Source organism: Streptomyces sp. NPDC021749, from assembly GCF_040640655.1.
GTDB lineage: Bacteria > Actinomycetota > Actinomycetes > Streptomycetales > Streptomycetaceae > Streptomyces.
This window is the reverse complement of the sequence record NZ_JBFACE010000008.1, coordinates 67,884-81,746: the sequence shown is the minus strand read 5'-3', so window position 1 is coordinate 81,746 and position 13,863 is coordinate 67,884. Positions and strand designations below refer to the sequence as shown.

The window sequence follows — 13,863 nt, the reverse complement described above, 5'->3', positions numbered from 1 at the left end:
GAGGGCGCTCACCGGACACCGTCCTTGCGCAGGCGCTGCTCACGCCGGACGAGCTTGTACGCGACGGTGGTCAGCACCGTCGAGATCAGCACCCACGCCATCTGGTACCAGTAGAAGAACGGGATCCCGATCAGCGTCGGCTCGATCTTGGCGTACGAACTCACCCACAGCATCGAGACGAACGGAGCCAGCAGGCACAGTCCGGCCACTATGCGCGTCGGGGTGACGGCCTGTCTTCTGGTCGGTGATTCGGCTGGCTCTGGCATCGGCGTGGCTCCGTCCCTGACTGTCTCCTGTGCAATCGGCTGGAAATCTATGGCAGGGAAGTGGCACGCGTCACTAGGTGTCCGCATATCGGTATGGACACTTCGCACGGGAAATGCACGGCGGGCAGCGGGAGTTCCGCGCCCGCCGGCACCGCTTTAGTCCGTGGGGCGCTGCAGCCGGGCGACGAACTTGTAGCGGTCGCCGCGGTAGACCGAGCGCACCCATTCCACCGGCTGCCCCTGGGCGTCGAGGGAGTGGCGGGAGAGCATCAGCATGGGCAGCCCGACGTCGGTGCCCAGCAGGCCGGCCTCGCGCGGGGTGGCGAGCGAGGTCTCGATGGTCTCCTCCGCCTCGGCGAGCCGGACGTCGTAGACTTCGGCCAGCGCGGTGTAGAGCGAGGTGTACTTGACCAGGTTGCGGCGGAGTGCGGGGAAGCGCTTGGCCGACAGGTGGGTGGTCTCGATCGCCATCGGCTCACCGCTGGCCAGCCGCAGCCGCTCGATGCGCAGCACCCGGCCGCCGGGCGCGATGTCCAGCAGTCCGGCCAGCCGGTCGTCGGCGGTGACGTAGCCGATGTCCAGCAGCTGGGAGGTCGGCTCCAGGCCCTGGGCGCGCATGTCCTCCGTGTAGGAGGTCAGTTGCAGGGCCTGGGAAACCTTGGGCTTGGCCACGAACGTGCCCTTGCCCTGGATGCGTTCCAGCCGGCCCTCGACGACCAGTTCCTGGAGCGCCTGGCGGACGGTGGTCCGCGAGGTGTCGAACTCCGCGGCGAGGGTGCGCTCGGGCGGGACCGGGGTGCCGGGCGGCAGGGTTTCGGTGATTTCCAGCAAGTGCCGCTTGAGGCGGTAGTACTTGGGCACCCGCGCGGTCCGCGCGCCGCCGCCACCGCTCTCGGCGCTGCCGCCGTCGGTCTCCATGACCCGCCTCTCCGACCCCTGTCCTGCTGCCGTCACCGGCTCCTCCGTACGTAGCGGCTCACATCGTGGCACGGAAGGGTTCCCCGCGCCCTCTCGCAGGTCCCGGCCCGCCAGATGTCGGTCCGGTAACGGACCTGACAGCGACTCTTATACACCCTTGACACCCCAAAAGGTCTAGGCCAAGCTGCGGGAACTGGTCTAAACCATTAAAGACCACACCCGGCCTTTAGGGGAGAGCGCAATGAAGCGTGGGCTCATAGCAGCGACGGCGGTCGCGGGAATGCTGGTGAGTGTCGCTGCCTGTGGGGCCAGCGACGGCGGGAAGACGGGGGCGGACGGCTTCAAGGGCCAGAAGCTGACCGTATGGGTGATGAGCGGATCGAACCCGGAACAGTGGACCAAACAGGTCTCCGAGCAATTCAAGAAGAAGACCGGCGCCACCGTCGAGTTCAAGGTCCAGCAGTGGAACGGCATACAGCAGAAGCTGAGCACCGCCCTTTCCGAGGACACCCCGCCGGACGTCGTCGAAATCGGCAACACCCAGACCGCCGCCTATGCCAACGCGGGCGCCCTGGCCGACCTCGGAGACCTGAAGAAGGACATCGGCGCCGACTGGAACGATGCGTTCAACAAGGCGTCGCTGGTGGACGGAAAGCAGTACGCACTGCCCTGGTACGCCGGGAACCGCGTGGTGATGTACAACAAGAAGATCTGGGCGAAGGCCGGAATCAAGGGCATCCCGAAGACCCGCTCCGAGCTCTTCAAGGACTTCGACACCATCAAGAAGAAGACCGACGCCGAACCGCTCTACCTCCCCGGCCAGAACTGGTACTTCTTCGACGGCCTGACCATCGGCACCGGCGCCGACCTGGTGAAGAAGCAGGGCGGCAAATGGGTCTCCAACCTCGGCGACCCCAAGGTCTCCAAGGCCATGGACATCTACCGGCAGTACCAGTCCTTCAGCACCGCCCCCAAGAACAAGGACGAGGCCACCCCGCAGCAGGCCGAGGTCTTCGCCAAGGGGAAGACCGGCGCCGTCATCGCCATGGGCTACGAGGCGGCCACCGCCGTCAAGGCCAACCCGGACATCAAGCAGGACATCGGATTCTTCACCATTCCGGGCGAGACCGCGGACAAGCCCGAGGGCGTCTTCCTCGGCGGCTCGAACTTCGCCGTCGCCGGAATGGGCAAGAACCAGGAACTCGCCAAGGAATTCCTGAAGGTCGCCCTCTCCAAGGAGAACGACGGGCAGATGGTCAAGGAGGCCGGCTGGACCCCGAAGTCCCCCGACCTGGCCGACGCCGCCAAGGAAAACCCGGCCGCCGCGGCCGCCGCCCCCGCGGCACAGAAGTCCGGCGGCACCACACCGCTCATTCCGCAGTGGGCCGCCGTGGAGAACATCCCGAACCCCATCAAGAACTACATGACGGCCGTGCTGAACGGTAAGTCCCCGGCCGACGCCGCCAAGGACATCGAGTCCGAGATCAACACGCGGCTCGCCAAGCAGTAACCACACCGGCTGCGTACGGGGCCGGCCGTCCCCGGCCCCGTACGCGCGTCAGCAGGCCACACCGGCCTTCACGGCAACACGGCGACAACAAGGGGGAACCCGGGCCCATGGCAGTGCAGCTCGACGCCGCGGTGGACACGACCGCGCCGCGCACCGGCAAGGGGGGAGCCCCGCCCGCCCGCGGCACCGACGGCAGACCGAACGCCGCCCGCACCCCGTATCTCCTCCTTCTGCCCGCCCTGCTCGCCACCGCCGTCTTCCTCGGCTGGCCGCTGGTCCGCAACCTCCTGCTCTCCTTCCAGAACCTCAACATGAAGGAGCTCATCCAGCACCTCACCGACTGGCGCGGGACCGGCAACTACCAGGAGATCCTGGGCAGCGAACAGTTCTGGCGGGTCACCGGCCGGACCGTCGTCTTCACCGCGGTCAACGTCGTCCTGATCATGGTCCTGGGCGTGCTGATCGGACTGCTGCTGGCCCGGCTCGGCAAGAAGATGCGGCTGACGCTGTCGCTCGCGCTGGTCCTCGCCTGGGCCATGCCGGTGATCGCCGCCACCACCGTCTTCCAGTGGCTCTTCGACTCCCGCTACGGCGTCGTCAACTGGCTGCTCGACAAGCTCGGCTGGCACGCCATGGCCCACTACGACTGGGTCGGCACCCAGCTGTCGACCTTCTTCGTGATCACCGTACTGATCGTGTGGCAGTCCCTGCCGTTCGTGGCCCTCAACCTCTACGCGGCCACCACCACCATCCCCGGGGAGCTCTACGAAGCCGCCCGGATGGACGGGGCCGGCACCTGGAAGGTCTTCACCTCCGTCACCTTCCCCTTCCTCAAGCCGTTCTTCCTGGCCACCACGTTCCTGGAGATCATCTGGGTCTTCAAGGCGTTCCCGCAGATCTTCGCGATCAACCAGGGCGGCCCGGACCGGCTCACCGAAACCCTGCCGATCTACGCCTTCACCGAGGGCGTCGGCAACCTCCACTTCGGCATGGGCGCCGCGATCTCCCTGCTGACCCTCGCCGTGCTGCTCGTGATGACCGCGTACTACCTGCGCCTGACGCTCCAGCAGGAACAGCAAGAGGAGAACGAGCTGTGAAGCGCTCCCTCGCCGCACGCATCTGGCCCAACGCCACGGCGGCCCTGCTCGCCCTCGGCTTCGCCTTCCCCGTCTACTGGATGTTCAGCACGGCCTTCAAACCGACCCGGGACATCGTCACCGAGGACCCGGTGTGGTTCCCCTTCCACGGCACCGTCGAGCACTTCGCCACGGCCGTGCACGCCCCCCACTTCTGGGTGCTGGCCGGGAACTCGGTCGTCGTGACCGTGCTGGCCGTCGGGCTGTCCCTGGTCATCGCGCTCTGCGGGGCGTTCGCGCTCACCCGGATGCGGTTCAAGGGCCGCCGGGGCATCCTGCTGACCTTCATGGTCGCCCAGATGGCGCCCTGGGAGGTCATGGTGATCTCCATCTACCTGATCGTCCGGGACGCCGACCTGCTCAACAGCCTGGTGCCGCTCACCTGCTTCTACACGCTGATGGTGCTGCCCTTCACCCTGCTGACGCTGCGCGGCTACGTCGCCGCGGTGCCCAGGGAACTGGAGGAGTCCGCGATGGTCGACGGCTGCTCCCGGCGGCAGGCGTTCCGCAAGGTCGTCTTCCCGCTGCTGGCGCCCGGCCTGATGGCCACCTCCCTCTTCGGCTTCATCACCGCCTGGAACGAGTTTCCGCTGGTGCTGGTCCTCAACAAGGAACCGGCCACGGGCACCCTCCCGCTGTGGCTCTCGCAGTTCCAGAGCCAGTTCGGCGACGACTGGGGCGCCACCATGGCCGCCGCCTCGATCTTCGCCGTCCCGATCCTCGTCCTCTTCCTGTTCCTGCAACGCAAGGCGGTCGGCGGTCTCACCTCCGGCGCAGTGAAGGGATAACGCACCCCATGCCACCTCTCGCCCGCCCGGTACGCCCCACCGACACCCTCACCCGCGACGCGCTCGCCGTCCTCCAGCCCGGCTTCACCGGCACCACCGCCCCCGACTGGCTGCTGCGCCGGCTCGGGGAGGGCCTCACCTCGGTCGGCCTGTTCGGCCGCAATGTCGCGAGCTGCGACCAACTGGCATCCCTGACGGCCCGGTTGCGCCGGGAACGCGAGGACGTCCTGGTCGCCGTCGACGAGGAGGGCGGCGACGTCACCCGCCTCGAAGTGCGCGGCGGCTCCTCCTTCCCCGGCAACCACGCACTGGGTGCCGTCGACGACCCGGCCCTGACCCGCGCGGTCGCCCGGGAACTCGGCCGCCGGCTGGCCGAGTGCGGCATCACCCTCAACTGGGCGCCGTCCGCCGACGTCAACTCCAACCCGGACAACCCGGTCATCGGCGTCCGCTCCTTCGGCGCCGACCCGCACCTGGTCGCCCGGCACACCGCCGCCTACGTCGAGGGCCTGCAGTCCGCCGGCGTGGCCGCCTGCACCAAGCACTTCCCCGGCCACGGTGACACCGCCGTCGACTCCCACCTCGACCTGCCGCGGATCACCGCCGACCTGGCCACCCTCCAGGAGCGCGAACTCGTCCCGTTCCGCGCCGCCGTCGCGGCCGGCACCCGCGCCGTGATGAGCGCGCACATCCTGCTGCCCGCCCTGGACGGCGACCGCCCCGCCACGCTCAGTCCGGCCGCCCTGCACGGCCTGCTGCGCGCCCCCGCCACCGAGGGCGGCCTCGGTTTCGACGGCCTGATCGTCACCGACGGCATGGAGATGCGGGCCGTCTCCGCCACCTACGGCATCGAACGCGGCAGCGTGCTCGCCCTCGCGGCCGGCGCGGACGCGATCTGCGTGGGCGGCGGACTGGCCGACGAGGACACCGTGCTGCGGCTGCGCGACGCCCTGGTGGCGGCGGTGCGCGACGGCGAACTGCCGGAACAACGGCTCGCCGACGCCGCGGCACGGGTACGCGCCCTGGCGCGCTGGACCCGGGAAGCGGGCGGGCGGGAGGGGACCGCGCCCGCACCGGACATCGGCCTCACCGCCGCCCGGCGCGCCCTGCGCCGCACCGCCGGTGAGCGGCCCTACCCGCCGCTCACCGCCGCCGCCTACGTCGCGGCCTTCACCCCGCTCGCCAACATCGCGGTCGGCGGCGACACCCCCTGGGGCGTCGCCGCCGAACTGGCCCGTCTGCTGCCGGGCACCGACACCGGCACCTACAGCGCGGACGCCGCCGCCACGGCCGGGACGCCGGCACTGGTCGAGGGCCTGCTCACCGCGGCCGCCGGCCGTCGCATCGTGGCCGTCGTCCGCGACGTCCACCGCCACCCCTGGATGGCCGACGCCCTGGCCGCCCTCCTGGCCGCCCGCCCCGACACCGCGGTCGTCGAAATGGGCGTCCCGCAGGCCCTGCCCCGGGGCGCCCTGCACCTCGCCACCCACGGCGCCGCCCGGGTCTGCGGCCAGGCCGCGGCCGAGGCCCTCACCGGGCGCCCCTGATATCCGAACCGGCCGAGCTACGACCCGGCCGGGGCGCTCCCGCAGGAACGCCCCGGCCGGGTCAGGGGCGGGTGCGGCCCCGCCGGAAGGGTCAGAGGCCCTGCCACTCCGGCTTCGCCGCGTAGGTGGCGCGGAAGTAGTCGGCGAGCTTCAGCTTGCCGGCCGCGGCCTCGTCGACGACGACCGTGGCGTGCGGGTGCAGCTGCAGCGCGGACGCCGGGACCAGCGCGGCCACCGGGCCCTCCACCGCATGGGCCACCGCGTCCGCCTTGCCCTCACCGGTGGCCAGCAGCACCAGGTGACGGGCCTCCAGGATGGTGCCGATGCCCTGGGTGATGACGTGGTGCGGGACCTCGTCGAGGCTGTCGAAGAACCGGGCGTTGTCCTCCCGGGTCTGCCGGGTCAGCGTCTTGATGCGGGTCCGCGACGCCAGCGACGAGCAGGGCTCGTTGAAGCCGATGTGCCCGTCGGTGCCGATGCCGAGCAGCTGGAGGTCCACACCGCCGGCCTCGCCCAGCGCCCGGTCGTACGCCTCGCAGGCGGCCTGCACGTTCTCGGCAGTACCGTCCGGCCCCATGAACGCGCCCTCGTCCAGACCGAGCGGCTCGACCACCTCGCGCAGCACCACCGAGCGGTAGGACTCGGGGTGCCCGGCCGGCAGCCCGACGTACTCGTCGAGCTGGCAGATCCGGGTCCGCGAGGCGTCCACCTCGCCGGCCCTGACCTTCGCCGCCAGTGCCTGGTAGACGGGCAGTGGGGTCGAGCCGGTGGCCACCCCCAGCAGCGCATCGGGCTTGCGCCGCACCAGGGTGGCGATGGCCTCCGCGATCAGCTCGCCGCCTGCCGTGGCGTCCGGAACGATGACAACTTCCACGCTTGGCCTGCCGTTCTGGAGAAGGTCCGGTGAGTCGAGAGGGTCGATGAGTCGAGGTGGTATAGACCAATCTATCAGAGGGTGGGCGCCCGGACCCGGTGGCGGCGCGGAACGGCGGGCGGCGGCTTCCCGTCGGTACGGTGACCGGCCGGTGAGGCGGCGTCAGAGCAGGCCGCCGCCCGTCGCGTCGATCCACTGCCCGGTCACCCACCGGCTGTCGTCCGACGCCAGGAAGGCCACGATGTCGGCGATCTCCGTGCCGCCCGCGACCCGTCCCAGCGGCGACAGCCCGCGCACCCGCTCCCGGGCCGCGGCATTGGCCTGGCCCCGCAGCCAGCCGGCGTTCATGTCGGTGTCCACGGCCCCCGGCGCCACCGCATTGACCGTGATGCCGCGCGGCCCGAGGTCCTTGGCGAGCGTCGAGGTGAAGACGTCGACCGCCCCCTTGGACATGGCGTACGCGATCAGCTCGGGCTTCGCGGCGCCCCGGGTCAGGCCGGTGGAGACGTTCACGATCCGCCCGCCGTCGCGCAGCCGGGGCAGCCCGCGCTGCACCAGGAAGAACGGCGCCTTGGTGTTGACCGCGAAAAGGCGGTCGAAGTCCTCCTCGGTGAGCTCGCCGACCCCCTTGAGCGTCCCGTCCACCGCCTTGTTGATCCCGGCGTTGTTGACCAGCACGTCGAGCCCCGCGGCCTGCTCGTCGAACGCCGCCCACAGTGCCTCGGCGTCCCCCGGCACGCCCAGCTCCGCCCGGACGGTGAAGGCCGCCCCGCCCGCGGCCTCGATCGCCGCCACCGTTTCCTTCGCCGCCGTCTCGTCGTGGCCGTAGTGGACGCCCACCCGGGCGCCGTCCCTCCCCAGCCGCTCCGAGATCGCCCGGCCGATCCCCCTGCCGCCGCCGGTGACCAGTGCCGTCCTGCCGCTGAGCGCACCCATGGAACGTGCCCCTCCCCATCCGTGTCTGCCGGGCGACATTTTGTATCGCTCGGTCCAGAATGAAGGTAGCACGCGATCCCCCTCGCGTCGTACGGAAAGTGGACCACCGAGCCGCCACCGGCCCCGAAAACACCCGCGGGCCGCGGCGCCGGGACAGGACCCTCAACCTGTCGACGGCACCGCAGCCCGGAGCTGACATCGCCCGGTCCCGCCGTGCGGACGCTGGGCTTCCCCGTGTGCGGTGGGGTCGCCGTCCCGTCCTGGGGCCGGCCGATCGGAGGCCTCGGCGCAGTCAGGGCAGAGAGCGCTGGGGCCTCGTTCCACCCTCCTGTGCGGGGAGGGCGGAGGTCTTTGCTGAATTCTGGACTAGACCATTCTCACTTGTCCATGCCCTTGCGGGGGCAACACTCATACCGTACGCCGGTAGGCTCCAAGACGTGCCCTCCATGAACGATCTCGTACGCCAGCACACCGCTCTGAGCGACACCGACCTTGAGTGGCTCCATCTGCTGGTCTCGGAGTGGCAGCTGCTCTCCGACCTGTCCTTCGCCGATCTCGTCCTCTGGGTCCCGACGCTCGACGGCACCCGTTACGTCTCGGTCGCCCAGATGCGTCCCAACACCGGCCCCACCTCCTACCAGGACGACATGGTCGGCCACCTCGTTCCCCGGGGACGCCGGCCGATGCTGGATTCCGCGTTGGACGAGGGCCGCATCGTACGCGAGGGCGACCCGGAGTGGCGAGAGGAAGTCCCGGTCCGGGTCGAGTCCATCCCGGTGCGGCGCGAGGGCCGGGTGCTCGGCGTGATCGCCCGGAACACCAATCTGCTGACCGTGCGCACCCCCAGCCGGCTGGAGCTCACCTACCTCCAGAGCGCCTCCGACCTCGCCCAGATGATCGCTGCCGGAACGTTTCCGTTCCCCGGCCAGCAGGTCGACATGGACGCCTCGCCGCGCGCCGGCGACGGGCTGATCCGGCTCGATGCGGACGGCGTCGTCCAGTACGCCAGCCCCAACGCGCTCTCCGCCTACCACCGGCTCGGTCTCGCCGCGGACCTCGTGGGCCACCACCTCGGACAGACCACCGCCGAACTGGCCCCGGCCCGCGGCCCGGTGGACGAGGCCCTGGTCAAGCTGGCCAGCGGCTGGGCCCCCCGGGAATTCGAGGTCGAGGGCAACGACGGGGTGATCCAGCTGCGCGCCATCCCGCTCAAACCGAAGGGCACCCATATCGGCTCCCTGGTGCTGCTGCGGGACGTCACCGAACTGCGCCGGCGCGAACGCGAACTGATCACCAAGGACGCGACCATCCGGGAAATCCACCACCGGGTGAAGAACAACCTGCAGACGGTGGCCGCGCTGCTGCGGCTGCAGTCCCGCCGGATGGACTCCGAGCAGGGCCGCGAGGCGCTCAACGAGGCGGTGCGCAGGGTCGGTTCGATCGCGATCGTGCACGAGACGCTGTCCCAGAACCTCGACGAACGGGTCCAGTTCGACGAGATCGCCGACCGGGTGCTGGCCATGGTCGCGGAGATCTCCCCGGGCAAGGTGGCCACCCGCCGCACCGGGCGCTTCGGCATCCTCGACGCCGAGGTGGCCACCCCGCTGTCGATGGTTCTCACCGAAATCCTGCAGAACGCCCTGGAGCACGCCTTCGACCAGGCCGAGCAGGGCATCGTGGAGGTGGGCGCGGTGCGCGGCGGCAGCCGTACCGACCCCCGGCTGATCGTCACCGTCCAGGACAACGGCCGCGGCCTCCCCGAGGACTTCGACCCGCAGCGCGCCGGAAACCTGGGGCTGCAGATCGTACGGACCCTGGTGGAGGGCGAGCTGGGCGGCACGTTCGACATGGTCCGGGCGCCCGAGCGCGGCACCCGGGTCCTCCTCGACATCCCGGTACGGCCGGAGAAGCAGCACTAGGCGGAACCGGGGGAGGGTCCAAGGGGGGCCCGGCCGGCCCCCGGGTGCGTCATCGGGGCCGGAACAGCAACAAGCCCCGGACCGATGGTCCGGGGCTCAAAGCTATTGCGATGCGGTAACGACCGGGCTTCTCAGCGCCGGGTGTGCATCGGGGGTACTGCGCGCTGCGGCTCGGGGGCCACGGGGCTGCTGGCTCAGGCGCTCGCGTTGCGCGCCCGGTTGCGAGCTGCACGGCGCTTCATCGCGCGGCGCTCGTCCTCGCTCAGACCACCCCAGACGCCGGAGTCCTGGCCGGACTCAAGCGCCCACTGCAGGCACTGCTCCATGACGGGGCAGCGGCGGCAGACGGCCTTGGCTTCCTCGATCTGCAGCAGCGCAGGACCGGTGTTGCCGATGGGGAAGAAGAGCTCGGGGTCTTCCTCGCGGCAAACGGCGCGGTGACGCCAGTCCATGGCTGCTCCATCTCCTCGTGTGACGGGATCGTTGCTTGTGAATGTGAACGCTTTCACGAATCCCCCGACAAGGGAAGGGCCGAACTCCAGTTGCGAACTGGTGCGGTCCTGGGAATGAGGAGGAGGATTCGGGCTCTCAAGGGGGCCGGTAAAGCGGCCGTCCCGATCGCCATGAAGAGACTCGCAAACCTCGGCTGCGGATACAACCCCTTCCGGAAACTTTTTTTTGATTCCTTGGTGTCGCCTCGGTCACAGCCGTCATTCCAGGGGGTGGAAACCAGTCTAAACGTTCGAGTGAAAGGACTTTGGGCCCTACTGCTCACACAATCACACGCAGTGCACGGCGAACGCCTGTGAACGTCACACTCGTGCGCAGGCCCAGGTGGTCGCCGTCCATCTGGAAGGGCAGCGGCACCTGCGAATGCAAGGTGAAGTTCGTGAGGTCGTGAAGTGAGAGCGCATGCTTGCCGCGGGGGCCGCGCTCGGGGGTTGACGTGAGCAGCTGCGTGGCATACCGGGCCACCGCCGACGAGGACAGCTTGCTCAGTGCGAACAGATCGAGAGCCGTGTCGAACGAGGCGTCCGGGGACGGATAGATCGGACGGTTGCCCAGGTAGGACCACGGAGCGGTGTTGCAGATTATGGCCAGCGCGAGGTTCTCGACGATCTCCGCCGCACCGTCCGCGCCGTCCTCGCCGCCCGGACGTTCGAGGGTGATGACCCCCCGCCGGCGGTTCGCCTCGCCCAGGAACTGCCGTACGACCTGTCGCATGTACAGGGCATGCGTCGAACGCTTGCCGCGTTCCCGCTGCTGTTCGACCCGGCCGACGACCCCGGCGTCGAAACCGAAGCCCGCGCAGAAGGTGAACCAGCGCTCCGGAACGCCCTCGTCCTCCGTGCCCGGTGTGCCCGCCGCGAGACCCAGGCCGATGGTGCGCTCACTGCCGTCGCGCAGCGCGTCCAGGAGGGCGCCGGTGGCCTCCACGACGTCGTTGGGCAGCCCGAGGGCCCGGGCGAAGACGTTCGTGGAGCCGCCGGGAACCACGGCCAGCCGGGGGTGCGACTCCGGATCGGGGCCGTTCGCCAGCAGACCGTTGACGACCTCGTTGACCGTGCCGTCCCCGCCCAGGGCCACGACCAGCTCGGTCTCCCCGCCCTCGGTGGCCTGCCGGGCCAGGTCCCGGGCGTGCCCGCGGTACCGGGTCTCGGCGACCTCCAGCTTGAGGTCGCTGGCGAGGGCGTGGGTGAGGACCTCGCGGGTGCGCGCACTGGTGGTGGTAGCAGCGGGATTGACCACGAGAAGAGCACGCATGTGCAGAGCGTACCTACCTGCCGGTACCCGGCTCACGCCCCGTCCGCGTACCGGGCGTTCCGGGGCGCGGGCACCGCCGGCGCTACCCTGCTGGGGTGAGCAGTCAGCAGAAGCAGTCCGTGAAGCGCGCCGCCGGCGCCCCCGCCGCGCCCGCCCCGGCCGGTCCGCGGCCCGCCCGGCTGAGCGCCGCCGCCGCCCTCACCGGGGTCGAGGGCCTCGCCCTGGCCGCCCTCGGTGCGTACATGCTGATCATGGGGCTCACGGGCTCGCCGGACAGTCCGCAGCAGGCGGAGATGGGCGGGGTGACCGTGCTCGCGCTGGCCGCGCTGCCGCTGGTCGCCGCGCGCGGACTGTGGCTGCGCCGCCGCTGGAGCCGGGGCCCCTCGCTGATCACCCAGATCGTCGCCCTGCCGGTGGCCTGGACGCTGGTGCACGGCGGAGGCGCACTGATCGCGGGCGGCATCGTGCTGGCGCTGGCCGCGCTCGTCGTCCTCGTCCTGCTGGTCAACCCGACGGCTACGGAGGCGCTGGGGATCGGGCCGCGCGAGACGCCGTAGGCGGCGCCTCCCACGCCACACCACCGGCCCCTCCGGTCCGTCCCCTCCCGTGAGGGGGAAGCCGGTGGAGGGGTGGGCGTCGGCGGGCATGAGGTGGCCCCGTAGGGGAGAGGCGAACGGATCCCCTAAGGGTCACGAGCGCCCCCTACGGGGCCACAACACGGTCGGGGCGAGGGGGTATTCCCGTGGCTACCCTGGGTCACTCCTCCACGAGGAGCTTGTCGCGGAGTTGGGCCAGCGTGCGGGCCAGCAGGCGGGAGACGTGCATCTGGGAGATGCCGACCTCCTGGGCGATCTGGGACTGGGTCATGTTGCCGAAGAAGCGGAGCAGGAGGATCTTCTTCTCGCGGGGCGGGAGGTCCTCCAGCAGCGGCTTGAGGGACTCGCGGTACTCGACGCCCTCCAGCGCCTCGTCCTCGGCGCCGAGGGTGTCGGCGACGGCCGGCGACTCGTCGTCGGTGTCCGGGACGTCCAGGGAGAGCGTGCTGTAGGCGTTGGCCGACTCCAGGCCCTCCAGTACCTCTTCCTCGGAGATCGACAGGTGTTCGGCCAGCTCGTGCACCGTCGGCGCCCGGCCGTGCCGCTGGGAGAGCTCGGCGGTCGCCGTCGTCAGGGACAGCCGCAGCTCCTGGAGGCGACGCGGGACGCGGACCGCCCAGCCCTTGTCGCGGAAGTGCCGCTTGATCTCGCCGACGACCGTGGGCGTGGCGTACGTGGAGAACTCCACGCCGCGCTCCGGGTCGAAGCGGTCCACCGACTTGATCAGGCCGATGGTGGCGACCTGGGTCAGGTCGTCGAGGGGCTCGCCGCGGTTGCGGAACCGGCGGGCCAGGTGCTCGACGAGCGGGAGGTGCATGCGGACGAGGGTGTTACGGAGCTCCGCGCGCTCCGGTGAGCCGTCGGGCAGCTTGCGCAGCTCGTAGAACATCGCCCGGGCGCCGTTGCGGTCCTGCGGCTCCTGGGGGTGCTGTGGTTCTTGCAGCGTGTCGTCGGGAGCGGGGGCATCATGCCGATGCGCCTGCTGCCCCTGCTGCTCGCTCTGGTCCATGTGGTCCGCCCGCTCTGCCTGCTCCGCCGCGTCCAACCGGCCGCCGTGGTCGTCCGTGCCCACCGGATGCGGCCGGGCCTGCTGACCGGGGATGGTCGCACCGGACGCCATCCGCCCGCCGCGTTCGAGATCTTTCACGGGGCCCCCTGTTCGGTCATGACGGTCCGGGACCGGCGCCGCGCTCCTTGTACAGACTGATCGTGACCGTACGGTCCTCGGCGACGCTGGAATCGACCTTGCCGGCCAGTGCGGAGAGCACCGTCCAGGCGAAGGTGTCGCGCTCCGGGGCGCGGCCGTCGGTCGTCGGGGCGGACACGGTCACCTGCAGTGCGTCGTCGATCAGGCGGAAGACGCAGCTCAGCACACTGCCGGAGACGGCCTGTTGCAGCAGGATCGCGCAGGCCTCGTCGACCGCGATGCGCAGATCCTCGATCTCGTCGAGGGTGAAGTCCAAGCGGGCTGCGAGCCCGGCCGTGGCCGTACGCAGCACGGACAGGTAGGCACCCGCAGCGGGCAGACGGACTTCCACGAAGTCCTGAGTCCCGGGCTCGCCTGCGATCTGGGACACCCTCACCTCCAAGGTGGCACAAGCTGGTTGAG

The 13,863-nt window shown here is 70.4% G+C and carries 14 protein-coding genes; 6 read left to right on the top strand and 8 right to left on the bottom strand.

Features of this window, described 5'->3' with window-relative positions:
• Nucleotides 1-8 precede the first annotated feature (8 nt).
• Together AB0G35_RS10490 and AB0G35_RS10485 are read right to left on the bottom strand one after the other, a co-directional pair.
• Nucleotides 9-266, bottom strand: coding sequence for a DUF3311 domain-containing protein (locus AB0G35_RS10490; RefSeq protein ID WP_360946854.1), 258 nt, complete (start codon nt 264-266; stop codon nt 9-11).
• Nucleotides 267-422: 156 nt separating this feature from the next.
• Nucleotides 423-1,184, bottom strand: a complete 762-nt coding sequence (locus AB0G35_RS10485; RefSeq protein WP_360947121.1) for a GntR family transcriptional regulator — start codon at nt 1,182-1,184, stop codon at nt 423-425.
• 241 nt (nt 1,185-1,425) lie between these two features.
• Here AB0G35_RS10485 and AB0G35_RS10480 point away from each other — a divergent pair, with 241 nt between their 5' ends.
• The 4 genes from AB0G35_RS10480 to AB0G35_RS10465 all read left to right on the top strand — a co-directional run bounded on the left by AB0G35_RS10480 (nt 1,426) and on the right by AB0G35_RS10465 (nt 6,165).
• The gene (locus AB0G35_RS10480; protein ID WP_360946852.1) at nt 1,426-2,694 is read left to right on the top strand and encodes an extracellular solute-binding protein; all 1,269 of its coding nucleotides are present in this window, start codon (nt 1,426-1,428) and stop codon (nt 2,692-2,694) included.
• Nucleotides 2,695-2,801: 107 nt separating this feature from the next.
• Entirely contained in the window at nt 2,802-3,791 is a 990-nt protein-coding gene (locus AB0G35_RS10475; protein WP_360946850.1) for a sugar ABC transporter permease, read from the top strand.
• A complete protein-coding gene (locus tag AB0G35_RS10470; RefSeq protein ID WP_360946848.1) occupies nt 3,788-4,618 on the top strand; it encodes a carbohydrate ABC transporter permease in 831 nt (276 codons plus the stop codon). Before AB0G35_RS10475 ends, AB0G35_RS10470 begins: the two co-directional genes overlap by 4 nt.
• Nucleotides 4,619-4,626: 8 nt before the next feature.
• Nucleotides 4,627-6,165, top strand: a complete 1,539-nt coding sequence (locus AB0G35_RS10465) for a glycoside hydrolase family 3 N-terminal domain-containing protein (protein WP_360946846.1) — start codon at nt 4,627-4,629, stop codon at nt 6,163-6,165.
• A 91-nt stretch (nt 6,166-6,256) separates the two neighbouring features.
• Here the strand turns inward: AB0G35_RS10465 and nagB are convergent, their stop codons facing one another.
• Together nagB and AB0G35_RS10455 are read right to left on the bottom strand one after the other, a co-directional pair.
• Nucleotides 6,257-7,039, bottom strand: coding sequence for a glucosamine-6-phosphate deaminase (gene nagB, locus AB0G35_RS10460; RefSeq protein ID WP_360946844.1), 783 nt, complete (start codon nt 7,037-7,039; stop codon nt 6,257-6,259).
• Nucleotides 7,040-7,201: 162 nt separating this feature from the next.
• Nucleotides 7,202-7,975 carry an SDR family oxidoreductase gene (locus AB0G35_RS10455; RefSeq protein ID WP_360946842.1) on the bottom strand — a complete coding sequence of 258 codons (774 nt, stop codon included), beginning with the start codon at nt 7,973-7,975 and terminating at the stop codon, nt 7,202-7,204.
• A gap of 446 nt (nt 7,976-8,421) precedes the next feature.
• Between AB0G35_RS10455 and AB0G35_RS10450 the strand changes: the two genes are divergently transcribed.
• Complete coding sequence (locus AB0G35_RS10450) at nt 8,422-9,894, top strand: PAS domain-containing sensor histidine kinase (protein WP_360947119.1); 1,473 nt, start codon at nt 8,422-8,424, stop codon at nt 9,892-9,894.
• Between the two features lie 194 nt (nt 9,895-10,088).
• Here AB0G35_RS10450 and AB0G35_RS10445 read toward each other — a convergent pair whose 3' ends face one another.
• Together AB0G35_RS10445 and AB0G35_RS10440 are read right to left on the bottom strand one after the other, a co-directional pair.
• Entirely contained in the window at nt 10,089-10,346 is a 258-nt protein-coding gene (locus tag AB0G35_RS10445; RefSeq protein ID WP_003983230.1) for a WhiB family transcriptional regulator, read from the bottom strand.
• Between the two features lie 319 nt (nt 10,347-10,665).
• Nucleotides 10,666-11,658, bottom strand: coding sequence for a diacylglycerol kinase family protein (locus tag AB0G35_RS10440; protein ID WP_360946840.1), 993 nt, complete (start codon nt 11,656-11,658; stop codon nt 10,666-10,668).
• Nucleotides 11,659-11,753: 95 nt separating this feature from the next.
• Here AB0G35_RS10440 and AB0G35_RS10435 point away from each other — a divergent pair, with 95 nt between their 5' ends.
• The gene (locus tag AB0G35_RS10435) at nt 11,754-12,215 is read left to right on the top strand and encodes a hypothetical protein (RefSeq protein ID WP_360946838.1); all 462 of its coding nucleotides are present in this window, start codon (nt 11,754-11,756) and stop codon (nt 12,213-12,215) included.
• Nucleotides 12,216-12,414: 199 nt separating this feature from the next.
• Here AB0G35_RS10435 and AB0G35_RS10430 read toward each other — a convergent pair whose 3' ends face one another.
• Nucleotides 12,415-13,374: an RNA polymerase sigma factor SigF gene (locus AB0G35_RS10430; protein ID WP_360947117.1), complete on the bottom strand. Its 960-nt coding sequence runs from the start codon at nt 13,372-13,374 to the stop codon at nt 12,415-12,417.
• Nucleotides 13,375-13,417: 43 nt separating this feature from the next.
• The gene (locus AB0G35_RS10425) at nt 13,418-13,831 is read right to left on the bottom strand and encodes an anti-sigma regulatory factor (RefSeq protein ID WP_360946836.1); all 414 of its coding nucleotides are present in this window, start codon (nt 13,829-13,831) and stop codon (nt 13,418-13,420) included.
• Nucleotides 13,832-13,863 lie beyond the last annotated feature (32 nt).